The organism is Kineosporia sp. NBRC 101731, assembly GCF_030269305.1.
GTDB lineage: Bacteria > Actinomycetota > Actinomycetes > Actinomycetales > Kineosporiaceae > Kineosporia.
On record NZ_BSTC01000013.1, the window covers coordinates 147,995 to 170,560 of the forward strand.

Below are 22,566 nucleotides of genomic sequence, written 5' to 3' on the forward strand. Positions count from 1 at the left end.
CGGCACGGCTCGATTTGCATGAACTGCGGTGAGAGCCGGCTGGGCATCGTCCGCTGATGGCCTCGCCTGCCGCTACGCTTCTTTGGGATTCTCCGAGTGCAGCGTCCGAAGTCGGCCCAGCGTGTGCAGCACATCAAGAATGTCTTCGGCCAGGTGCTCGGACGAGGCCAGATCCTTAAAAGGTCGAACGTTCTCGGCGGCGCCGATGAGCTTCTGCACACGGTGTTCCTCGGCCTGCGGAAGCCGGAAATCCGCGAGCATGTCTTCAAGGCCATAGCGAAGAGCAGAGGCTCCGACTACCCCGGACTCCGAGAGCGCCGCTCCTGCGAGGGTGATCCAGCTTGATTCGCCTTCTTCCGAGCTCTCGATGTGACTGGTCAACTGGGAGTTCATCTCGAACTCCAGCCAGAAGAGCGCTGGATGGTGTTCCTCGATCTGATTGTCCGGCAGGGCCAAGGCCTTCTCCACAAGCTTGAGAGCAGCGTCGCGCTGGCCTCGCGCGTCGCGGTCACCGGCAGAGTGGTCCGCGCCCCAGCGGCTCGTCGTGTGGCAGGCTCGCGAGCCAACCAAGCTGAGTGCAGTCCCACCTACTTCGAGCTCGGCGCCCACAGCGCTGCCATGACCTCCATCTGCTTGAGAACCAGGTCGACTGCCTCGTCCTCTTCCTGCGGTGGGTAGTCGAACGTGGCCAGGACGCGGCGGATGCGAGTGCGGAGCTTGGCCCGGACCGGCTCGCGGGAAAGCCAATCGACGGAAAGGTTTTTCCGGATGTCGGCGACCAAGGCTCGGGCGATCGTGGCGAGCACGTCCTGGCCTCCCTCCATCAACTCGGCCATGTCGCGGTGGGCTACCGCATCGTAGAAGGCCAGCTCCGCCTCGTTGAGCGGCGGGTCGAATAGCTCACCGCGGCGGGCCTCAGCGGAAACTTCCCTGGCCAGTGCGGCGAGTTCGGCGATGACCTGCGCGCTGGTGAGCTGCTGAAGCATGTACCGCTGCATCAGCTTGTTCAGACGTTCCGAGAAGCTCTCGTTCCGGACGACGTTGTGCTTCGTCACTTCCCGCATCTTCTGCTCGATCAGGCGCCGCAATGCCTCGGTGACCAGGTGCGGGGTCTCGGAGTTCTCCAGCTTACGCAGATGAGCCTCGTTGAGGCGGGTGATATCCAGCCGACCGATTCCCGCCTCCTCGTACAGGTCGGTGATGGTGTCTGCGTCAACAACCGAGGCGGCCAGTGCCTGGAGATACCGCTGCACCTCGGCGGTCAGCGGCTGCCCGCTCGCCTCCCGATCGGCCGCGTCCAGCTTAACCATCCACGCGCGCACCTCGCTGAAGAACGAAATGTCACTGCGCCAGTCGGCCAGATCCTCGCAGCGCTCGGATATCTCGCGGCTCATCGAGCAGACGCGGTAGAAACGGTCGAGCCGAGCGGCACTGTCCTTGAACCGGACGGACAGCGGGATCTCCCCGGGTTCCACCTTGTTGCCCGGGGTCTTGGGGTCGCGCAAGAAGTTGGATGTCAGCCGCAGCGCCCGTTTGCGAGATTCGGGCCGACCGGTGTCGGCCAACCATTCCCGCCAATGACAACCGGCCAGAAGTCCTTTGACGGTTGACAGTTCGTTTTTCACCTCGGTGATCGCGCGGTCGATCTCTGCTCCGAGGGTCTGATCCTTGCGATCGCGGTCGGAGTACTCCCGCAGCGCCTTGCTCAGGTTGTCGGTCAGGGGTGCGTACCCGACGAGAAGGCCGTCCTGCTTGCCCCGGAAGCGGCGGTTGACCCGGGCCAGAGCCTGCATGAGGTTGGCCCCCTGCATGGGGCGGTCCATGTACAGGGTGTGGATCGGCGGCGCGTCATAGCCGGTGAGCAGCATCGAGTGAACGATGAGCAGTTCCAACTCGTCGTCCGGGTTCTTGGCCCGGCCCTGGACGACCTTCTGCTGGGATGGGCGCAGGGCATGCTTGCGCAGGTGCTCGGGATCGGAGGGGTCACCGTGAAAAACGATCTTCATGACGCCCTGGTCGGCTGCCTTGCCCACCCATCCGGGCCGGCGCTCGGCGAGCGCGTCGAACAACCGCACGCAAATCTCGCGGGTGGCACACACGATCATGGCCTTCCCGGGTCCGCCGATATCGGGTTTGACCAGTTCCCGGCGTGTCTCCCAGTGAGCGACCAGGTCGCCGGCGAAGGTCGCGATCCGCTCAGGTGCGCCGTACACCGTGTTCATCGTCGCTGCGTACGAGATGGCCCGGCGGCGTTCGGCATCGTCCATACCCTCGGTTAGGGCGTTGGCCAGCTCGTCGATCGTGTCCGGGTCGATTCCGGGCGGGAGAGACACATCGATGACCCGCGGCTCATGGAAGACTCGCACTGTGGCCCCGTCGTCCACTGCCCGCTTCAAGTCGTAGACGTCGATGTACTCGCCAAAGACCGCGCGCGTATTGACCTCTGCCGTGGAGATCGGTGTGCCGGTAAAGGCAAGCAGCGTGGCATAAGGAAGCGCGTCCCGCAGGTGCCGGGCGTACCCGTTCAGGCTGTCGTAGTGGGAGCGGTGTGCCTCATCGACCATGACCAGGATGTTGCGGCGCTCGGACAGAAGCGGGTGTGCCTTGCTGGCCTCTTTCTCCTCCTTGCTCAGGCCGAACTTCTGGAGGGTGGTGAAGATGATCCCGCCGACGTTGCGGATGGTCAGGCTGGTGCGCAGTTCCTCGCGGGTCGTGATCTGGTGGGGCTCCTGACCGAGCAGGATCCGGCTGTCCTGAAAGGTGTCGTAGAGCTGGTCATCAAGGTCGTTGCGGTCGGTGATGACGACGATGGTGGGGTTGTTCAGGGCAGGATGCCGGGAGACGAGTGCAGCGGTCTCGACCATCTCCTCAGACTTTCCCGCTCCCTGCGTGTGCCAGACCACACCGGCCTGACCGTTGCTACGCGAGGCTCGGACGACTGCATCCACCGCCTTGTGAACCGCAAAGTACTGGTGCGGCTTGGCAATCCGCTTGCCGGAGAGGAATTCGCCCGGCTCCGGTGGGGTGAAATTGACGAAGTTCCGGGTGAGAGAAAGAAACCGGTCTTGCGTGAAAAGCCCGTGCAGGGAAAGGCTCAGCGCTTCCAGGCCGTCGTAGTCGGCCGCTGTGGTGTCGATGGGTTCGCCCGCATCGTCAACATTCCAGGGAGCGAAGTGCTCGTAGGGGGTGAAGATCGTGCCGTACTTGGCGGTGATGCCATCCGACACCAGACAGAGCACGTTGTAGCGGAACGCGATCGGGAATTCCGAGACGTACGTCTGGAGTTGAGCGTGCGCGGTGGCGAGAGTCGCGTGCTCGTTGGCGGCGCTCTTGAGCTCGATGATGGCCAGCGGCAGGCCGTTGACGTACAGGATGACGTCGAAGCGGCGATGGTTGCCACTGGCGTCTCGGACGATGACCTGGCTGGCGGCGAGGTAGCTGTTCGCGTCGGTTTCGGCGAAGTCGATGAGGCGGACAGTCGGGGTCTGCTCGGCCCCGAACTCGTCCAGGTACGAAAGCCGAATACCTGCAGTTAGATACGCGTGGGCCTGTCGGTTCTCCGGGTACGCCTCGCGCGAGGCAGGGTCGGCGGCAATGCGGAGCGCTTCGTGGACCGCAGATGCCGACAGCTCCGGGTTCAGCTTCTCGATGGCTGCCTGCAGTTCGTTATGCAGGATCAGGTCGTCCCAGTCCCGGCGAGGACCGGCGCCCGGGGTGAGATCCTTGCCATGCTTGGTTGCCCAGGCCAGCTCGGCGAGTTCGTCCAGGGTCAGGTGCTCCCAGGTGGCCTCGGTCATCTTGCCTTCGAGCCCAGCTGGAGGGTCGTGCTCGTCGGTCCGGTCGCTGCGGCTGGTCATACGGCGTCCTCCACGATGCGCTCGGCGTCCCGGACGCGGAGCTTTTCGGACATGAGTGGGGGAATAAGAGCATCGCGGAGTTCGACCAACGCGCGGTTCTCTTCCGCTGTCTGGACCATGCGTGCGTGCATGGATTCAAGCATTCTTGAGAGCCTCTCTCGATCCTTCTGCGAAGGCAACGTAATTAGCCAATTCGGCATCTCCTTCAAAGGCAACCGATTGACGGTAGCCCCATAGACGGTGCGGCTTTTTAGTTCATCTTGAAATGCGGAACTGATATATGCATGCAGTAACAGTGCGCCGCTGACCGACTCAGAACGACTGCGCAGCAAAGCCATTCGGCGCCCTAGGCTACCTTTAATGCCAGGCGGCATAAGAGCTGCTTCACCAAGACGCGTTTCGTACGAAAACAGCACATCTCCAGCCCGAGGCTGCACCCGACGAGTCCAGACCAGGAAGTCTTCCTCTGAGAGGTGTGCGGATTCGGCTAGGTCTAGATAGCCGTTCTTAAGGCTGCTAATACTCAGAAACCAGGGGCCAGACTCGGTTTTCCGCGGCGTAGCATGCGGTCCATCAAAGACCAGAGCCACATCGCCGATTCGCTCAGGGTGAATACTCATGGTGGCAGTTTCGTAATAGGAATGAGCAAGACTCATCATGGTCACACGAATCTTTTCATTACTTTTAATCTTCTCGTCCAGGGTCCCAAGTATCCCGACAATAGACTGCTGCCGAGGGAGGTCCGGAAGAGTTATAGATAACGAACGAACGTCTGACAGATTGAGATAGTCAGCCATATCGGTTTGGCTCTTTCGGGAACGTGCCTGTCTCCAAAACTCTGAAGTCTTGAACCAGTAATACAAATACTTGGCTTCTATTCGCGCCGTTCTGGACACCCGAAAGAAACATACCTGAGGGCTATAAACAAATTCTGGAAAATTGTTCGCAATAATTGCAACCCGCCCGACAGTCCCCTTGGTTGTGAGAACGACGTCTCCTTCTCTAGAAACCTTCGCTCCCATGGCCGAGCGGTACGTGTTGCTGACATAATCCGAGAACTCCGGCCTTATTTCACCATCATGCACTTCTGCAACACGAAGAATGGGAAGCCCAGGTTTGCCGTGCTCTGATTTTTTTGTTCGATAGCCATCACCAACGACCATTTCGCCAGTCTTAATTAGATCTGCTATTGTTAGTTTTTGCTCAGCCATCGATTCTTCCCAACTTATCCCGCACCGCTGCGTCCAAGCGCGCTGACTCGTCCAACTGCGTGAGGAGCTCCTTGGTCAATCGAGCAATTCGCTCCCCCAACGGCTCTGCGTAAGGATCCTCCTCAATTTCGATGGCTCCTACATAGCGTCCAGGCGTCAGCAAGTAGCCGTGCTTCTCGATCTCCTGCAGCGTGGCACTGTGACAGTAGCCAAGTATGTTTTCATATGAAAGATTTTTTTCCTTGGCAGATTTCGTCCCCCGCCATGCATGATACGTATCGGAGATCTGCTGTAAGTCCGCTTCGGTGAGGATGCGCTCTGTACGGTCGATCATGACTCCCATCGACCTCGCGTCGATGAACAGCACTCGTCCGCGCCGGTCGGCTAATGCCTTCGCACCTTGCGGAGTCTTGTCTTTGGTCAGGAACCATAGGCAAGCCGGGATCGCCGTCGTACGAAAGAGATTGGCTGGCAGCGCGATCATGCACGAGACGAGGTCCGCCTCGACCATGGCTGCGCGAATTTCCCCTTCACCGGACTGCTTTGATGACATCGAACCGTTGGACAGCACCACACCCGCGCTACCCCGATCTCCCAGCTTCGAGATGATGTGCTGCAGCCACGCATAGTTCGCATTCGACTGCGGCGGGGTGCCGTATCGCCACCGCCGGTCGTTCGTATTCCGCGCCCAGTCGGACATGTTGAACGGCGGGTTGGCCATCACGAAGTCGGCCTTGAGGTCGGGCAGCTTGTCGTCGGCGAACGTGTCAGCCCAGCGATCGCCCACGCCCTTAGGGTCCATACCGTGGATGGCGAGGTTCATCTTCGCCAGGCGCCAGGTGCGCTCGTTCGCCTCCTGGCCGTAGATGGCCAGGTCATGCGTGTGGTCTTTGCCTCGTCGCTGGGTGACAAACTTGCCGCTCTGTACGAACATGCCGCCCGAACCGCAGGCCGGGTCGTAAACCCTTCCCTCATAAGGTTCCAGCACCTCGACGATCAGGCGGACCACGCTGGCCGGAGTGTAGAACTCTCCAGCTCGCTTGCCTTCGGCCCGGGCGAACTTCTCCAGGAAGTACTCGTAGGTCTCACCGAGAACGTCCTGCGCCGGCCGGTCCTTATGACCGGTGAAGCGGGCGTCGCTGATCAGGTCGACCAGTTCCTTCAGACGCTTCTGGTCGACGTTGTCGCGGTTGAAGATCTTCGGCAGAACGCCGGTGAGGGTCTTGTTGGCCTTCATCACCTCGTCCATCGCCGTGTCCAGCAGCTTGCCCACGCCGCCCTCGGCGCTGGAGGCGTTCTCCGAGATGTAGTCCCAGCGGGCGGTCACGGGTACCCAGAAGACGTTCCTCTCGGTGTACTCGTCTTTGTCTTCCAGGAACTGTGCGCGCCGGTGTTCGGGGATCTGGGCCAGCTCCGGGTCGGCGGCCAGCTCTTCGCGGCGCTCGAGGAAGGCGTCAGAGACGTACTTCAGGAAAACCAGGCCGAGCACGAACTCCTTGTACTGGGCGGCGTCCATGGAGCCACGGAGTTTGTCTGCGGCCTTCCACAGGATGTCCTGGATTTCCTGAGGACTGGATACACCGGGCAGTTCGCCCTGTCCGGCGGCTCCGGCACGTTTGCGGGGAGGCATCGTTCCTTCTTCCAGTTGTTCGGTGGCTACGTCAGGTGGCTGGTCTGGGGGTCGAGCGTGAGAGTGCCGTCGGCCAGGCCGGCGGTGGTCAGGGCGCGTGCCTCGGCCAGAGCATCGGCCTGGGCTCGTAGCAAGCTCTCCCTGCGTTCGATCTCGGCCAGCAGTGCGTCAAAGTTGCTGACCTCGTCCGGGTTCAGATCGGGGATCTGATAATCCTCGATCCGGCGGGCGGGGCGCACAGCACTCGGGCTGCGACGGGTGCCGCGGGCCGCTCCGAGCAGGGCGATCAGTACGCGCGGGGTCAGCGGACGATCGGCGGTGAGATTGACGCGCAGAATGCGGGCCGGGAACGCAACCACGCAGAAGCCGTCGTGATCGACGTACAGGCCCAGGTGGGGTGCGAGGGTGTAGACGACATCACCGGGCTCGGTGAGCGTCACGCGCTCGTACTGGGCGGCGAGCACCATCCGGTCGATGCGGCGTGCGCCAACGGTTCGACTGCCAATGAGCTCCTCCGGACCGAGGACGACGTGATGGCCGCCTTCGGTGATGTGCTGCTCTTCGACCCGATGGCCGGGGTGACGAGACACCCTGCGTTCGGTGATCAACTCACCGAGGGTGGTCCGCCGGGGCAGCCGACCGACCCGCCCGAGAACGCCACCACGGTAGGGGCCACGGGCGTCCTGATAGGAGCGGGCCCGTTCTGTGACCCGCTCCAGATGGGCTTCGGCCTCAGCGATCAGGGCCGGGCGTTCGATGACCTTCCGGGTCAAAAACGCGGTGGCCGGTGGCCCGGGTGGAGTCAGCGGGCGGCCGAAAGCACGGTCCAGTTCGGCAACGGAAACCACACGGCCGTAACGGGGATCATGGCCGTCGAGGGCTCGGAAGCCCTCGGCCCGCCAGAGCAGCAAATCCTCGGCGAGTGCTGTCCGCACCTCTTCGGTGAGAGACTCGGCACTGATGTCGGCCAGCAACACCTTGCCCACTGCTGCCGGTACTGGATTGCGGGTGAGTGTCCACAGCGCCGGCCGGTAGCCGGGGCGGAACGGGAGAACACCACCGGGGAGGGCGATGACAGACTCAACGATGCCGCTACGTAGGAGGGCAGCGCGAAGCTTGGAGGCATCCGTGTCTTTGAGTTGGTCGACGAGCGCGCTAGCAGGCCCCAGCACGAAGGCCGTGCAACCCGGACGGAGAACATCGGCGACCTTCTCGACACCGGACAGAGCCCTGAACATCGAGCGGTCTTCCCCTGGCTGGTAGGGAAGCTGGGTGACGACGAGATCCGGGTCGGCGAGACGTTCCTCCAGGTCTGACCCAGTCTGGACGTCGAGGTCAAGTTCGCTGACGCCGGCCAGCAGGAGGCGACGGCGAGTGATGCGGGCCATCCGCTCGTCGGGGTCGGCAGCCAGCACAGTCACCTGCGCGCGGTTCTCCACCTCGTCGAGCAGCGCGGCGAGCAGGTCACCAACGCGCGCGTAAGGATCGGCGAGGGTGAGCCTTTCGCCCTGCTCCAGCCGGGTCCGGGAGTCGCTGAGCTGGGTGATCAGACGCCGTAGTTCGGGGGCGAGCGCGTCATTGGCCAGAACGTCCAGGCCGAGCCGGTTGCGGTTGGCGAGCAGCCATTCGTACGCACCCCGTTCGCTGTAGGCGGCTTCGACCAGGTCTTCCGCCACGCGGGCGAGCACCGCCGCAGTGGAGTCGACGGATCGCAGCTCACGCAGGACGAACTCGTCGTCAGGATCCATGCGTTCCGCGCGATGCAGGAGCGCCGACCAGAGTGCAGCGTCGTCAGGCTCTGGCGTGGCAGGTTCGCCGCTGTCGGCCAGAGCGCGGCCACCAAGGTGACGTAGGCACAGCAGACTGCCCAGCGTTTCGATCAACTGCCAGGGGCTGAACCGGTCTCGCAGCCCGGCGATGCCGAACAGGGCAAGCTCGGACTGCAGTTCCTGAGCGTCCGCGTTGCCCAGCCGGGAGGTGATCAGCCAGTCGACCAGTTGCTCACCGTCGAACAGCGGCCTGCCTGCGCTTTCTGCCACGGGCTGAGGGAAGTCCGGGTGCCGCCGACGCCACGTAGAGACCACGGGCCGCTTCACCTTCGCAAAAACCGCTATCTCGGACATAGAGACCAGGAGGGGGGTTTTCTGGTACACCGGGGAGTCAAGCGTCGGCTCCAGCATTTCAGGCGCCATGTCGCATCCCTTCTCCTCGGTTCTTGCCCTTGCCGTGTGGGAGGTGCACTTCATGTTCTGACCGTGCGGTTCCTGCGGCGTTCAGTAGTGGAACTGTAGCCAAGATCCGGTGAGAATTCTTTCGATCTCTTGATAACCCTCGTTATCAGCGAATGAGTCGAATATTGCCTGGTGGGCGGTCATTCTGTGAATGCGCCCACTCTTCGGCCGACCGGCCATCTACCAGGCGCCTCACCTCGGAGGTAAGCCCCGATGTTGATCACCACTGACCAGTCTCTGTGTAGCGTTTCGTACGACATGACCACCTCGTCCGTCATCATCCGTGAACTGACCGTCACCGATCCCGCTGTCGTCACCGAGGCACTGCGCTGGTCGACCGGTCGTCGGGGCGAGGCCATTACCGCCTCGGAAATGACCGGTGCCGACCTTTCCCGGTTCGTCAACCAGGCACTCCTGATCGGCGCCCACGCCATCACCTCGGCCGGCGGCACCCAGGAGAAGTTCGACCTCGAGCGCTTGGTCAGTGAAGTCGGCACCCGGACCAGCGAGGCCACCACCAGGGCCGCCGAGGCCACCAGCGAGACCGTGACCCAGGTTGCGGACACCCTGCAGAAGGTCTCCGAGGAGACGAAGAAGCAGATCACTCAGGCGAGCGAACAGACGCGAAAGGCCTTTTCCGACAATGTGGATGAGGCATCGAAGGCCTTGCGCGCCGAAATCCAGCGCCTCGTGGGTGGCGAGCAGCCGGAACTGGTCGATCGGCTGGCACCGTTGCTCGAGGCCTTTGGGCAGAAGCTGGACACGCGCAGCACCGAGCAGACCCAGACGCTGCTGGCCAAGGCGGCCCGGCAGTTCGACCCGACCGATCCGACGTCACCGATGGCCAAGCACACGAAAGCCCTTCAGGAGCAGCAGGTAGCGCTGAACGCTGAGCTGGAGAAGAACCACCTGGCGTTGGTCGCCAAGGTCGACGAGCTGACGACAGCAGTGAAGGTTTCGACCTCGGCGAAGGAATCGGTGGAAAAGCTGGCCAAGGTCACGCCGCTCAAGGGTGACACCTACGCCGATGCTGTGCACCAGGTGATGGAGGAGATCGCTGGTGGCCTCGGTGACGAGTACACCAACACGGGAGCCACCGTCGGGGTTGTGGCCCGGAGCAAGAAGGGCGATGGCGTGCTGGTCGTCAATGGCGGCCTCGCCCGGCTGGTGCTGGAGATGAGCGACTCGAACCGGACCGCTTGGAACGACTACCTCGACGAGGCCGAACGCAACCGTGAGGCTGCCGCCTCCCTGGGTCTGGTGCCGAGCACTGCGCAGAATGGCGGGCACAGCATTCGCTGCATCGGCTCCCGGCGGATCGTGATGGCCTTCGAGCCCAGTACCGACGATCCGCAGCTCCTGCGCACCGTCGTCCAGATCCTCCGAGTCGCAGCTATCTCGGCCAGCTCCCGTCGGGACGTCGAAAACGTGCAGACCGCCGAGGAGAAGATCACCGAGGCCTTGGGCCTGCTCATGAAGATCGACGAGATTCACAAGGCTGCCGGCACGATCCGCAAGGGGGCAGACAAGATCGAAGGGCAGTGTTCGACCATCCAGACAGGGCTCAACCGCCTGCTCACGCAGGCCCAGGGCGCACTGGCCGGTCTTGCCCAGGCCGAAGGTGAATCGGTTGAGGTCTTCGGGACATACCCCCGGACCCTGGACATGCTGAACCCGGCATGATCCTGGAGGAAGCAAGATGATGCTGACAACTGCTCCTACCGACTGGGCAACGACGTCCTCAATGATCTCAGACATTTCACCTAACTCGAATTGCCTGCGATTTCCTCAGTGCGTGGGTGAACGAAATCGACGACGAGTGGCTTACCCGAGTTCGGAGAGCGAATTTTGTTCAATCGGAAGTGCGTCCAGAATCGGCTGGAGCTGATGAGCTTGCTCAAGGGCGACAGGTAGGAGCTCCTGAGCCTGTTGGGACGTCAGGTAATCGGTGGTCAGAAGGCGAAGCCCGTCGATGAGAGTTGCTGTCATGGCGTCCGACTTGATGCCTGCCAGGGTATCGGGATCGCCGTCGATGAGCCGAAAGGCAGCATCAACCATCCAGGCCTGGACCTCGCCGTTGGACGAAGCAGCGACTCGGCGAAAGAAGTCGTGTCTCGCTGGGTCGTCCATCGTTCTCGTGGCGCACTGGGCGGCCGCTGTGAAGGCTCCCGTGAGCGCTGACACGACGCTTGGCCAAGGAGCCTCTTCGAACGCGGACTCCAACTTTTCCGTGTCGAAAGCGAGCGAAATCGTGACGAGATGGTCTAGCCGATGGTGGCTTTCGGCCATGTCGCTCTCGTCCTCCTGGAGCGGACTCGGTCAGTCATTCAGAAACTGGATGACGTCGTCGAGGAAGGCTTCGAAAGAGTCCCCGGTAGTGCCGGTCTCGTGGAGAATTCCATAAGTGATGAGGTTCTCGGCTGTGGCCAGTTCGGCCGCGGGAACATCGTCTATCAGTCCGTCCTGGCCTTGGAGAGTCAGGATGATGCGTTCGGCAAGAACCGGGTTGAGAGCATCGGACTTGACCCACGTCTCGCGGATCTGCGCTACGAGCGAGCTGATCTGCTCTCGCTGGGCGTCGTCGGGGAGAACCTTCTCCAGCGCCACGGACAACGCTGCGAGACTAGCAAGAATAGATGTTTTGACGTCGAGGTCGGAGGGGCCCACGGTGGGTGCTCCATCGACTCCAAGAACCAGGCGGAGGTACTTCTTGATCACATCGTCAGACATTCAGACCCTCGTGTGAAGTTGCGAAAGAATTCTGGTGCGTAGTCTTCAACGCCTGGATGGACCCTGCGGCGAGCGTACTCACTCAGGGGCCCTCTATGGATGAGGATTCTTCGGTGAACGTACCTCGGGTCCGGCATCAGGCTCCGGGGCGGTGATGCCCCGGAGAATCTGCTGACCAGCATACTTGCCTCGGAGGAAGAGCACGCTTGCGGCCAGGATTGCATTGGCTGCGGTCGGGACGTCAGTGCCTGTTGCCTGTGCAGGCGAGATGCTGGGCGGGGATCCGGCTGTGCGCGTCTCGGTCTGGGTAGCAGTCGGTGGGTCGGGCAGCTTTCGAAAGCCATCGTGTGAGGCTTTGACGACGTGATCGAAGTAGGTGACGGCGTCACCAACGTCTCCTGCCTGTTGGACTGCTAAGTCGGCCAGCCGCTGCCGCTTGCTCGGTTTCCCTGTCTTCTCATTTTTCCCAGGGACGGGAGCCGAAGGACGCGTAGCCCGCTCTCTTCAAGTCCCCTCGGCCACGCTCAAGGTCAGAGCCTGGATCTCGCCGGCCCGGTCGGATGCGCCTTGGAGTGCGTCGGCCAACGCCTCCAGCTGCTCCTTGGCCAGGCGCAGGCCTTCGACCATGGATTCGGCCCCCAGCGCCTCGGCGGCCGTGGCGATCTCTTCGGCCTCCTGGGCAGCGCCGGTCGCCTCGGCTGTGGCCTCATCGATTTTGCTGGCCACACCGCTGATCAATTCTGCGAGCTCGTCAATCCGTGACACCAGGGCGCCCCTCCGCTGCGACGATGCCTTAAGGCGCGAACCCTACCGAACGTTCCATTGCGTGACCATAGGTAGTCGCGGGACTGTGCGCTATCGGGCAGAACCATTCTGGGCGCAAACGAAGGCCGCCCCACTCAAAAGTGGGGCGGCCGAAGCGCTACTTCAACGGGACAGCTGGTCGAGCTCACCGGACTTGGCGCTGGCGAGCCAGGTGGCGAACCCGGCACGAGTCATCGTGTGGATGGGGCTGCGGTGGCCGAGCTTGCTGTCCCTGACCTGGACGCTGGGGCCGGCCGGGCGCATCTCTACGCATTCCGCGCCGTCGCTGCTGGCGCTTGCCTTGATCCATCTACCGTCGCTGCGGTTCGTCATGTGTACTCCTCAATGGGAATGCTGACGCTCCGAATTTTAGCGAAGGCCTGACGATAGGCCGAGACGTGCCGCTTCCCTTCGAGGTATCGGGCACCCGTTAGCGCTTCGAGGTACACGACGGACGGGCGTCGGTCGTCAGGGAAGTCCATCAGCGTGAACCGGGCCGTCATCCCGGGGTGGATGTCGGAGCGTCGAGGGATGACACGGATATCGATGCCGGGGAGTTTATTGAAAGCGGTCAGGGCTTCCCGCTGCTCGGTCATGGCTTCTGCTGACCCGAGTTGGCTTTCGAAGGTGCCGGGGCCAAGGACGATCTCTACGTTCCTGTCTTCGCGCTCGAGCATGGCTCGTCGTCGTTGATCGAGAACGGCGAGACGCTTGCGGATGATGGCAGGGTCGCTGGTGCCCGATGTATCGGAGGCAGCCCTGGCGTACCCGGGCATCTGGAGGATGCCTGGCACCAACTCAGGATGCCAGTACGACAGTTTCGAACAGTAACGCTCGCATGCCAGGTAAAGATCGAACCACCCTGGCACAGCGTCTCGGCTGTCTTCCCAGAACGCCTCCGACTTGGCCATGTCAGCCAGATGAATCAGCTCTTTGGCCTCGTCCGGCCCTACCTCGTAGAACCGGCACAACGTCCAAACGTCTCCGGGCTCGGCTCGAACCCCGGTCTCGATCTCCCGTAATTTCGTCAGGCCGAAGATCTTGGCCTCGGCGATGTCGCTCTGGGTTTTCCCGGCCTTCTTGCGGGCGGCTTCGAGACGAAGCCCCAGCTCGCTGCGGGCCAACTGTGATCCTGGCATGGTGCTGCCACCCCCGTGACAGTGTGATCGACGATTTGGAACGTTGCAGGTTGCCCCCGCTCGGAAACCGAGCCTTGCCCCAGATGGCATTGCGGTGAACCGTAAGCCGTGAACGCAGCTGGTCGATGTGGGTCGACAACTGCTACTGCGAAACGTCTTACGGAGAGACCATCATGACACAGCTAGGAACGCGTCCACTGCCGGCGGAGGTTCCCCGGCACTGCCGCCTTCTCATCGATCTCGGGTGATGCAAGGTGCCAGTTCTGGATGGCTGTAGAGCCCATCTACCGTGGCGGGTCACGGCCTTGCGGAGGACAGTGGAGTCTTTGAGAGTCGATATTGAGAGGGAAAGACCAGCACTGCGAACCAGTTCCAGCTCTTCGATGTGGAAGGTGTCGTTCCGCGGGTCGTCGTCCCTGAGGAACGTGACTACAGCGTTCGAACGGCCTTGAACGCTTCTGCAGACGTAGGAACTCGTGTGAACCGATCTTCCGGGGCGTCGTAGTAGAGGCAGTCGATGCCGAACCGATTCAGCAGCTGAATCCCTCGATCCGCGGGGCGGCTGGGGAAGAGCGCGGTCAGGCGGTCGATCGGTACGTCGGTGTGAGTGCTGTAGTCGAGCAGCTGCGCCAGAGCCTCGCGAACGAAACCGTGGCCGGCGCCGCGCTTCGCCTCGATCAGATCCTTCTCGGCGGGCACGTAGAGGTCGGTGTACCCAGTCTCCGTGCGGATGCGCTCGATGGCCTGGTCCGGCCTGGACGCCGCGTACCGCTGGACCAGTAATGCCTCGACCCGGTGGATGCTGATCGTGCGCGCGTGCTGGTCGTAAGCGCTCTCGCTGACGTGCATGCGTTCGAGAGGGATCCGGCCGTACACCGGAAGGAGAGCGGCTACGTCCGCCGACTCCTCGACGTCTTGGCTGCCGTGAACCTCGATGCCCAAGTTGGCGATGACCCGGGACGCCTGCTCAGCCGACACGAGCAGCGTGCCCTGGAACGGATACTTCTCGCCGTACCCCAGGTACGTAGCCAGCTCCGGGTAGCTGATTCCCTGCACCGGCAGGAGATCGGTGACGCTGTAGACGTTGGTCCAGCCCGCCTCGCCCGGCGCCGGTGGCCAGAGCTCGTCGGCCAGCCGCTCGTTCCTCGTCTTGAAACCGAACGTCCCGATGGCGCGTAGCCGGCTCTGGCCGGTGAAGAGAACCAGGTCTCCGGTCGACAGCTGGTCGATCGCCGCATCGAAGCGTGGTTTGGCACCCCAGAGGCGTGCGGTGCTGTCTGGGTGGTGCTGACGCAGTTGGTCGAGCTCACCGGCGTCGAGGTGCTGGGAGATCCGGGCCGCGGTGAAGGAGATGGGCGCTTCCATGGTGTCGTGCCAGCGCTTGCGGACCGCTGGGTCCCCGTACGACGGAGCGATCAGGACGCGGGGCTGTTTCCAGGGCAGGGGCGCCTCGACCATCCAGGAAGACTAGCCCCAAAAACCACAAAAGCCCCACTGGCAACAGTGTGAGCGAGATCCGGGTGCTGCTGAGCCTCAAGTGCGGGATTGAAATCCGCTCCTTTATGTCCTTCGGACAAAAAGCTATGGTCGGGACATGTCCGCCCCAATTGTCGAAGATTCATGGGTTCCGCCATCTGTCCTTCTGGCCGTGGACCTGGTCATCCTCACGCTGCGCGGTTCGAGGCTGCACCTGCTGATGGTCGAGCGGGGGATCCAGCCGTACCGGGGCGATTTCGCTCTTCCGGGAGGCTTCCTGCGTGATGACGAGGAGGGCATAGTCGCTGCGGCGCACCGTGAGCTTGCGGAGGAGGCTGGGCTGGCGGCTGGGACCGTGCACCTGGAGCAGCTGGGCGTGTATGGGGAACCGGGCCGGGATCCCCGAGGCCGGGTGGTGTCGGTGGCGCACCTGGCCATCGCCCCGCGTCTGCCCGAGCCGGTCGCGGGCACGGACGCCGCGCAAGCGGGCTGGTGGCCGGTGGATCAGGTTTTGGCGGACGGATTCAGGGTTGCCTTCGATCATCGGCGGATCATTGTCGATGGTGTCGAGATGGCTCGTGCGAAGCTTGAGCATTCCTCGCTGGCAACAGCTTTCTGCGCGTCCACGTTCACCATCTCTGAGCTGCAACAGGTCTATGAGGCGGTCTGGGGAGTGCGTCTGGATCCCAGGAACTTCTATCGAAAGGTGCATCGGGTAGAGGGGTTCATTGTTCCGGAAGGATCGTCTCGAAAACCCGGAACCGGTCGACCGGCGAAGCTCTTCAGGGCCGGTACCCAGGTTTCGCTCTACCCACCGATCGTGCGTAGCGGAGAACCGTTGATGTCTGAAAGGACGCTCGAATGAGTAACCGGCCGGTTGTTGTTCTCACCGCTCTCGATTTGGAACGCCAGGCGATCGAGCAAGGTCTGGAAGACGTTCGTCCGTACCTGCACCAGCACGGAACTCGCTTCCGAAGAGGTCGGGTGAGCGGGGGAACGAGTGAAGTGGTGCTTGCGCTCGTCGGCAAGGGCAATCATTCGGCAGCGGTTCTGGCCGAACGAGCTATGGCTGAGTTCAGACCGGCGGCAGTTATTTTCGTGGGCGTTGCGGGAGCACTGCAGTCGCAGATCGAACTCGGTGACGTTGTCGTGGCCACCCACGTGTACGCCTATCATGGCGCGCTCAGTGAGAACGACGGGATGAAGAGCCGGCCCCGCGTCTGGGAGACCTCGCACAGCGCCGATCAGCTGGCGCGCGAACTGGCCGGAGACGGGGCCTGGTGGAAACCGACTTCCGCGGGAAGCGTTCGTCCATCCGTGCATTTCGGCCCCATCGCAGCTGGTGAAGTCGTGCTGAACTCCGCGGACGCACCACCCGGGCGATGGGTCGAAGCTCACTACAACGACGCGCTGGCGATCGAGATGGAGAGCGCGGGGGTTGCTCAGGCTGGGCACCTGAACGGATCCCTTCCTGTTGTGGTGGTGCGGGGTATCAGTGACCGGGCCGATGGAAGCAAGATGGCTGCCACCGACCGGAAGCGACAACCGGAAGCAGCCCGTCATGCGGCGGCCTTCGCGCTGGCCATGGCCGAACAACTGGGCCGGTCCGCACCCTCTCAGCCTCACGACGCACGTCCTACGGAGAGGAGGACCGCCATGAGTGGGTCCCATCAGAACATCGCGATGGGCAACGCCCGCGTGGGAGTGCAGGCGGGCACGATCTACGGTGGCGTTCGGATGGGTGCCGATCAGGACCAGGAGCTCGACCTGGCGAAGGAGATCAAGCAATTCCGGCTGGACCTCGATCAGGCTCGTCGGGAAGGACGGCTGGACGAAGCCACGTACGAAGCGGCAGCAGCCGAGCTGGCGGTCGTGGATGCATCGATCATCTCGGAAAAGCCTGCATCTACGGGCTTGGTGGTCGTCGCCTTGAAGAAACTGCGAGGGCTGGTCGGGGATCTGGCCGATCTGGCCTCGAAGCTGTCGACGATTCTCACACTGGTCCGGGGGCTGACGTGATGCTCGATGACGTGCGCGAGGGAAACAACATTGCCGCGGACTCCGCGTTCGTCGCGATGCAGGTGCAGACCATCCGCGGCGATGTCATCTTTCAGACAGCTCCTGACGATTCACCGGCCCGGCGCTACCAGATCGGTGTGAACTATCTGGATACCGGTGCTCCGGAAACGGCCCGGCAGTACATCGACTTGGCGATGGCAAGAGGCCACAGCGGCAGCGATGTGATGTTTCACTGGCTGCTGGCGCTGCTGAGCGGGAAGACGCTTCTGCAACTGACCGATCCCGATCATCGGCGACTGCGGGAGCGCCTGAAACAGTATCGACCCGCCCGGCACGATGCCTGGGCCGATGGTGTGACAACCATTCGGAGCCTGCTGATCGCTCAGAACGATGATCAGGATCATCCTCCGGACCCACGGTTTGATCGCTTGGGGAAGGTACAGCAAGACAAAATCTTTCAGCATCTGGAGCTTCTCCTCAAGGGACCTGAGGAAAGGAATCTCTGGAATCGGGCAGTTCAGCAGGCCACGGAGAACCAGCTGAAAGATGCGCGGGTCCAAAGAGTCTGGAAATACTTTCAGCCGGTGCCCGCACGGCCACGGCGCTACTATCCCGAACCGGTCCGGGCCGACGACCTGACCTCGGTCGTTCTGGTGGTGTGCGGCCTGGTCTTCGCCGTCGCTGTCTTGTGTCTGGCCATTCTGGTCCTGCACGGCACGGCCGGCTGGCATGCGGTCGCCGTCCTTCCGGCGCTCTTCGGTGGTTATCGTCTGTTGGTGGACGGGGTTCACTGGCTGGCCGCCAAGGATGCTGTACGGGCCAGGGAGAAAGTGCTCTTCGGGGAACTGCCTGAGATGACCGCACCTCCCAAGGGCGGCTTCGCCGAAGGGATTGATCGTTACTTCGATCGCTACTTCGGCACGTACGTGCCGCGAGACACGGAACGTACTTCGTGGCAGCAGCAGACCGCCGGCATTCGTCGGCTGATCCGCAATGAGATCGTCGAGATCTTCCGGGAGAGCGACGTCAAGCATCCACAGCTCGCCTGGCTGGTCCGCCGCCGGGTGAGCGTCGTTCGGACACAATGGGAGACGGGCGCACTCTGGCAGTACCGAAGAGAATTGGGCGCCTCTACGGAGACCAAACGCAACACTGCCCTGGGCCTGACCGCGTTCACCATCTTCGGCTTGCTCCTGGTCATGGAGGCCTTCCGCGCGCAGCCGCTCCAAGCCCTCCTCATGACAGTCGTTGCCGTCGGTGCCGTTCGCGTCGGTGCACCGCGCTGGATCGGCCTGGTGTCTGAGAAGGATCGCTTCAAACGGGAGTCGCGCGAGGCCGAGGCCGTTCTGGCCCACAGCATGGAGGCCTACGAGCGCTGGACCCAGAAGCTGGCCGATCGCCCCAGCGAGACGGAGATGGCGACCTGGCTGGACTGCGATCGGAAGATCTTGATGCAGAAGCTGCTGGATCATTACCACGTGGCACCTGACGACCTCATCGCACAGGCCTTCATCGAGGCACCCGCCCCCGGAAGCTCTCGAGCACGCGTGGTGAACGGACCGTGGAGGTACACGCGGTACCGGCTGCTGGTGTTCCTGATCACCCATGAGGGCGTTCGTCAGGTGAGTACCGAGCTGGAATTCGCAGAGGCGGTTTTCAGCAAGGAAAAGCGCACGAACTATAGCTTCGGGACGGTCTCCTCGGTCTACGTGGCCGAGGGCGACAGTGGGCACGAGATGTTCGAACTGCGTCTTCTCGACGGCCAGAAGTTCGATATCCCGGTGGACGGTGCGGGTGTTGGAGACGAAGTGGATCCGGAAGACACCCCGGGCGTCGTGTCGAAGGTGACCTTTGACGCGGCCGGTCTCAACAACACCCTGCACGTGCTGGAGGGGATCGCGGCCGAGGGTAAGGAATGGGTGAACCTGGAGAAGTCCCGAGGCAAGGAGCGGATGGCCGAATTGCTGGCCGTCATGGGCGAGGGCGGCGAGAACTGAGCGGTGATCTGCTGGCGGCGGCGGGATACTGAGCCGTCGTCGCTGGGACCGCAGCCCATCGGCGTCCACCATTGATGCCCCTCGCCTCGGATTACCGAGCGCGAGGGGCATCAGCATGACTGGGTTTCCTGGAGGCAGGAACTCCTGATTACCGCATTGGCGAGGGTCAGTGGACGAGCGTGACCTTGCCGTTGTCCAGGTCGTAACGGGCACCCAGCACCCGCACCTCACCCTTGGCCACGCGCTCGGCGATCAGCGAGCTCTGCTCGGTCAGTGCTTGCACCTGGGCCCGCACGTTGGCGCGTACCGCGGCCTCGATCGTCTCGGCGGGATCGGCGGAGGTGCCCAGCAGCGGCTCGACGACCGGGCGTAGCGCCTCGACGATGGTGCCGATGTGGCCGGCCGGGGTGCTACCGGACTCCAGCGCCTCGACGGCGGCGCTGATCGCGCCGCAGCGCTCGTGCCCGAGCACCAGGATCAGTGGGGTGGCGAATTCCTCGACGGCGAACTCGACGCTGCCCAGGAGCAAGTCGTCGACCAGGTTACCGGCCACCCGGTTGTCGAAGATGTCGCCCAGGCCCTCGTCGAACAAGATCTCGGGGGAGACGCGGGAGTCGGCACAACCGATTGTGGTGACGAAAGGATGCTGACCGGAAGCAATCTCGTGCAGGTGGGTGACGGTCTGGTCGGGGTGACGGGCATGCCCAGTAATGAAGCGGCGGTTGCCCCTGAGCAGTCGTTCCAGGGCGGCCTGAGGGGTGGTGACGGCGGCGGAGCGGGAGACCGCGGCCTGGGCGGAACCGGAACCGGCCCCGAGAAGGCCGATACCTAACGCGGCAGCGCCGCCGGAAACAAGCAGGGATCGGCGGGAAGCGGCAGAAGTCGACATGGCGGGCGTCATTTCCAAGGGAATGGTTGGCTTTCCAGACAATAGCCTCAGTCGTCTCCAGTTTGCCAGCTTGCCACTCGACGGGTACGCCGAAACACGTTCCGCGACTAGCGGTCACGTTAGGATCTGGATCGATTCCATTCAGTTACAGCTTATCTCGCGGTGGCCTCTCGGTCGGCCAGAGTTCTTATCTGTAGCGGAACTGCGTGCAGGCCGAAAGCGCGGAGTCGAAGGTCAAGCAGGCCCGCACGCAGGCCTTTCGCAGGCCAGGTGGAGTTCGAACCACCCCGGCACGGCATTCCGGCTGTCTTTCCAGAACGCCTCCGACGTGGCCATGTCAGCGAGGTGAATCACCAGCGGATTATCCGCGATCACACGGGCCACCCATCCGGTGGAGGAGGAAGATAGAGACCGGTGTCAGAGCCGAACCCGGAGACGTCTGGACGCCCCGCCGTGGGCGCAGGCGATCGTCGGTGATCTTCTCTCGGCCCGACGGTGAGATCGCGGCTGGAGAACGCCCGACGCCGGCGCACCTCGTCCACCGCAGCGTCCAGTTCCTCGTCCTCACCGGTGGTGAACGTGCCGATCTTGACGTTTCCACCACCTGCATCGGCGGCGCACCGAGCCGCTGGGCCTCCATGCCGATCACCTCGACCGCCAGATGGGGCAGGCGGGCCATGCTGACCACAGCCTCAGCCCGGGCGCCGGCCTACGCGTCGTCATCGGTGGCGAAGAGTACCTGGTGCAGATTTCGCGCCGCCGCCATGGTGTCGCGACTCAGTCCATTCGACCTTCGGCTGGATTGCGATTATCGCAACTTGTTTGTACGGTGTTTCTCATGTCGACCACAGCTGACCGCGTGCGCGAGCTGATCGCCGTATCGGGGTTCACGCATCGGGATTTTGCTGAGCGCATCGGTCTCGACGCCACCAAACTCTCCAAGTCGCTCGGTGGAAGCCGGCGGTTCAGCTCCCTGGATCTTGCCCAGGTGTCGGAGCAGTGTGGTGTCACCGTGGATTGGCTCATTACCGGGGTTGAGCCGGAGCTGGCCGTTGCGGCACGCTCGACCGGCGGCACTGCCGCCCTGGCGCTTGAAGAGGCCCAAAGGCTCAGCACCACGAGATCAGACATGGCATTTCTGGGTTTCGGGCAGCCCTGGCGCGGTCTTGACCTGCAGCAGAGGGCTGCGGAAGAACAGGCCGAGGCGGCCCGAGCGCACATTACTGCGGTCGGACGTTCGGTAGCCGAGCCAGAATTTGCCGAGGTCATAGAGGCTGCCTTCGGCGCTGACGTGACTGTCTGCGCATTGGGACCAGGCTTCGATGGCTTGTCGGTCTCCAGCGATGAGGTGAAACTCATTCTGGTGGGCACCTCACAGATACCGGCTCGCCAGCGTTTCACCATCGCCCATGAGCTAGGCCATCTCCTGAACGGTGATGACCAGCAACTTCATGTCGATGCGAACGTCTATGACGCCGAGTACCGGCTGGACCAGAGTGAACGCCAGGCCAATGCCTTTGCTGCTACACTCTTGATGCCCCTGGAACGCTTGAGGGCGGAGGCCGGGACTTCGAAAATCGACGAGACTTCATTCGCCCGGTTGGCTGACGAGCTAGCGGTTTCGCCGAGCAGTCTGGCCCTGCGGCTCAAGGATCTAGGGCTCATCGACTCAGATGTATGTGACCAGTTCAGGAAGTTGAGCAGCGCGAAGGCCGCTGCAATGGCCGGGCGCAGCGCTGTTTACGCCGGTCTGGTCTCTAAGGCCAGTCGCCCCAGGCCCCCTGGTTTGCTGTGCCGTGATGCCTACCAAGCCTATGAGACCGGAGAAGCGACGCTGCGTCCCTATGCGGCGCTCCTGGGCGTAGGTGTTGATAGTCTGCGGGAATCACTCGAATCGCACTAAAGGTGACTTGCCGGCTGTGTCGCACTTCGTGTTTCCTGACAACACCGTTCTCTGCAATTTTGCTGCTATCAAGAAGCTTTCGCTGCTCAGGCAGATCATGTCCGGGCGAGGTCGCTGGACTGATGCGGTGGCGCGTGAGGCGCAGAGGTCCAGCGCCACATGGCCCGATCTCACTAGCCTGTCATTCGATGGTTGGCTCGGCCTACCGATCGAGGTTACCGATCGTCAAGGTCAGCAGGCTGTTGAACGAATTCGTCGTGCCGTCTTCGGTGGGACCAGCAGCCGGGCGACGCAGCATCTCGGAGAGGCCCAGACCTGCTATTTGATCAAGAATTCGGCCGAGTTCGCCGGCTCTTGGTGGGTGTCGGACGATCGAGAGGCCCTGCGCTACGCCCGAAGTCAGAAACTGGAGACGTACGAGACGCTGGACTTGGTGCGGATCGCGGTGAAGTCCAGGGAAGTGACGGCTCAACAAGGTTTTGAGCTTCTTCATGCGATGCAGGATGAGGGTCGGCACTTACGGCTTCCTGGTGGGCCAGAAGACCTGACCTGAAAGAGTTTATTGGGTAAAGAGTGCAGACCGTCGACGGCGACTGCCCCTGCTAACTGGACAACAACGTCCTCACTGATCTCAGGCGACTGGGGCCGCGTTCTGCTCAGCCCCGGCGGCGTTCGATGGC

General features: G+C 62.7%; 18 protein-coding genes. 6 read left to right on the forward strand and 12 right to left on the reverse strand.

Annotated elements, in window-relative coordinates; all coding sequences use genetic code 11:
* Positions 1-72: 72 nt before the first annotated feature.
* From QSK05_RS28820 to QSK05_RS28840, 5 genes are read right to left on the reverse strand one after another with little or no spacing between them, the layout of a single operon-like run.
* Positions 73-609: a hypothetical protein gene (locus QSK05_RS28820; RefSeq protein WP_285600507.1), complete on the reverse strand. Its 537-nt coding sequence runs from the start codon at positions 607-609 to the stop codon at positions 73-75.
* Positions 588-3,857, reverse strand: a complete 3,270-nt coding sequence (locus tag QSK05_RS28825) for a type I restriction endonuclease subunit R (RefSeq protein WP_285600508.1) — start codon at positions 3,855-3,857, stop codon at positions 588-590. Before QSK05_RS28825 ends, QSK05_RS28820 begins: the two co-directional genes overlap by 22 nt.
* Complete coding sequence (locus tag QSK05_RS28830; protein WP_285600509.1) at positions 3,854-5,068, reverse strand: restriction endonuclease subunit S; 1,215 nt, start codon at positions 5,066-5,068, stop codon at positions 3,854-3,856. Before QSK05_RS28830 ends, QSK05_RS28825 begins: the two co-directional genes overlap by 4 nt.
* Positions 5,061-6,698 (reverse strand): class I SAM-dependent DNA methyltransferase, encoded by a 1,638-nt coding sequence (locus QSK05_RS28835; RefSeq protein ID WP_285600510.1) that lies wholly within the window; start codon positions 6,696-6,698, stop codon positions 5,061-5,063. Before QSK05_RS28835 ends, QSK05_RS28830 begins: the two co-directional genes overlap by 8 nt.
* Positions 6,699-6,724: 26 nt before the next feature.
* Positions 6,725-8,737 (reverse strand): hypothetical protein, encoded by a 2,013-nt coding sequence (locus QSK05_RS28840; protein WP_285600511.1) that lies wholly within the window; start codon positions 8,735-8,737, stop codon positions 6,725-6,727.
* 450 nt (positions 8,738-9,187) lie between these two features.
* Between QSK05_RS28840 and QSK05_RS28845 the strand changes: the two genes are divergently transcribed.
* Positions 9,188-10,612: a Fis family transcriptional regulator gene (locus QSK05_RS28845; protein ID WP_285600512.1), complete on the forward strand. Its 1,425-nt coding sequence runs from the start codon at positions 9,188-9,190 to the stop codon at positions 10,610-10,612.
* Positions 10,613-10,753: 141 nt separating this feature from the next.
* Here QSK05_RS28845 and QSK05_RS28850 read toward each other — a convergent pair whose 3' ends face one another.
* The 6 genes from QSK05_RS28850 to QSK05_RS28875 form a co-directional block, all read right to left on the reverse strand.
* Positions 10,754-11,218, reverse strand: coding sequence for a hypothetical protein (locus QSK05_RS28850; protein WP_285600513.1), 465 nt, complete (start codon positions 11,216-11,218; stop codon positions 10,754-10,756).
* 30 nt (positions 11,219-11,248) lie between these two features.
* On the reverse strand, positions 11,249-11,659 hold the full coding sequence (locus QSK05_RS28855; RefSeq protein WP_285600514.1) for a hypothetical protein: 411 nt from the start codon (positions 11,657-11,659) through the stop codon (positions 11,249-11,251).
* Positions 11,660-12,163: 504 nt separating this feature from the next.
* Positions 12,164-12,424 carry a hypothetical protein gene (locus QSK05_RS28860; RefSeq protein WP_285600515.1) on the reverse strand — a complete coding sequence of 87 codons (261 nt, stop codon included), beginning with the start codon at positions 12,422-12,424 and terminating at the stop codon, positions 12,164-12,166.
* Positions 12,425-12,586: 162 nt separating this feature from the next.
* Complete coding sequence (locus tag QSK05_RS28865; protein WP_285600516.1) at positions 12,587-12,796, reverse strand: DUF397 domain-containing protein; 210 nt, start codon at positions 12,794-12,796, stop codon at positions 12,587-12,589.
* Complete coding sequence (locus QSK05_RS28870) at positions 12,793-13,587, reverse strand: helix-turn-helix domain-containing protein (RefSeq protein WP_285600517.1); 795 nt, start codon at positions 13,585-13,587, stop codon at positions 12,793-12,795. Before QSK05_RS28870 ends, QSK05_RS28865 begins: the two co-directional genes overlap by 4 nt.
* Before the next feature lie 444 nt (positions 13,588-14,031).
* Positions 14,032-15,060, reverse strand: coding sequence for a hypothetical protein (locus QSK05_RS28875; protein ID WP_285600518.1), 1,029 nt, complete (start codon positions 15,058-15,060; stop codon positions 14,032-14,034).
* A 148-nt stretch (positions 15,061-15,208) separates the two neighbouring features.
* On the opposite strand from QSK05_RS28875, the gene QSK05_RS28880 reads away from it, so the two are divergent.
* Genes QSK05_RS28880 through QSK05_RS28890 form a run of 3 tightly spaced genes read left to right on the forward strand, consistent with a single transcriptional unit; the run spans position 15,209 to position 19,094 of the window.
* Positions 15,209-15,943 (forward strand): NUDIX hydrolase, encoded by a 735-nt coding sequence (locus QSK05_RS28880; protein ID WP_352303000.1) that lies wholly within the window; start codon positions 15,209-15,211, stop codon positions 15,941-15,943.
* Entirely contained in the window at positions 15,940-17,097 is a 1,158-nt protein-coding gene (locus tag QSK05_RS28885) for a 5'-methylthioadenosine/S-adenosylhomocysteine nucleosidase family protein (protein ID WP_285600520.1), read from the forward strand. The genes QSK05_RS28880 and QSK05_RS28885 overlap by 4 nt, the downstream gene beginning before the upstream one ends.
* Positions 17,094-19,094 carry a hypothetical protein gene (locus tag QSK05_RS28890; RefSeq protein WP_285600521.1) on the forward strand — a complete coding sequence of 667 codons (2,001 nt, stop codon included), beginning with the start codon at positions 17,094-17,096 and terminating at the stop codon, positions 19,092-19,094. Before QSK05_RS28885 ends, QSK05_RS28890 begins: the two co-directional genes overlap by 4 nt.
* A gap of 166 nt (positions 19,095-19,260) precedes the next feature.
* On the opposite strand, the gene QSK05_RS28895 is transcribed toward QSK05_RS28890, so the two are convergent.
* Positions 19,261-19,983, reverse strand: coding sequence for a carbonic anhydrase (locus QSK05_RS28895; RefSeq protein WP_285600522.1), 723 nt, complete (start codon positions 19,981-19,983; stop codon positions 19,261-19,263).
* 838 nt (positions 19,984-20,821) lie between these two features.
* Here QSK05_RS28895 and QSK05_RS28900 point away from each other — a divergent pair.
* Both QSK05_RS28900 and QSK05_RS28905 read left to right on the forward strand, forming a co-directional pair.
* Entirely contained in the window at positions 20,822-21,886 is a 1,065-nt protein-coding gene (locus QSK05_RS28900) for an XRE family transcriptional regulator (RefSeq protein WP_285600523.1), read from the forward strand.
* A gap of 16 nt (positions 21,887-21,902) precedes the next feature.
* A complete protein-coding gene (locus QSK05_RS28905; RefSeq protein WP_285600524.1) occupies positions 21,903-22,439 on the forward strand; it encodes a PIN domain-containing protein in 537 nt (178 codons plus the stop codon).
* Positions 22,440-22,566: the final 127 nt, after the last annotated feature.

Bases quoted from the DNA above. Each gene is read 5' to 3' on its own strand.
- QSK05_RS28825 (WP_285600508.1), bottom strand. From the start codon at position 3,857: ATGACCAGCCGCAGCGACCGGACCGACGAGCACGACCCTCCAGCTGGG.
- QSK05_RS28830 (WP_285600509.1), bottom strand. From the start codon at position 5,068: ATGGCTGAGCAAAAACTAACAATAGCAGATCTAATTAAGACTGGCGAA.
- QSK05_RS28835 (WP_285600510.1), bottom strand. From the start codon at position 6,698: ATGCCTCCCCGCAAACGTGCCGGAGCCGCCGGACAGGGCGAACTGCCC.
- QSK05_RS28845 (WP_285600512.1), top strand. From the start codon at position 9,188: ATGACCACCTCGTCCGTCATCATCCGTGAACTGACCGTCACCGATCCC.
- QSK05_RS28850 (WP_285600513.1), bottom strand. From the start codon at position 11,218: ATGGCCGAAAGCCACCATCGGCTAGACCATCTCGTCACGATTTCGCTC.
- QSK05_RS28855 (WP_285600514.1), bottom strand. From the start codon at position 11,659: ATGTCTGACGATGTGATCAAGAAGTACCTCCGCCTGGTTCTTGGAGTC.
- QSK05_RS28865 (WP_285600516.1), bottom strand. From the start codon at position 12,796: ATGACGAACCGCAGCGACGGTAGATGGATCAAGGCAAGCGCCAGCAGC.
- QSK05_RS28875 (WP_285600518.1), bottom strand. From the start codon at position 15,060: ATGGTCGAGGCGCCCCTGCCCTGGAAACAGCCCCGCGTCCTGATCGCT.
- QSK05_RS28885 (WP_285600520.1), top strand. From the start codon at position 15,940: ATGAGTAACCGGCCGGTTGTTGTTCTCACCGCTCTCGATTTGGAACGC.
- QSK05_RS28895 (WP_285600522.1), bottom strand. From the start codon at position 19,983: ATGTCGACTTCTGCCGCTTCCCGCCGATCCCTGCTTGTTTCCGGCGGC.
- QSK05_RS28900 (WP_285600523.1), top strand. From the start codon at position 20,822: ATGTCGACCACAGCTGACCGCGTGCGCGAGCTGATCGCCGTATCGGGG.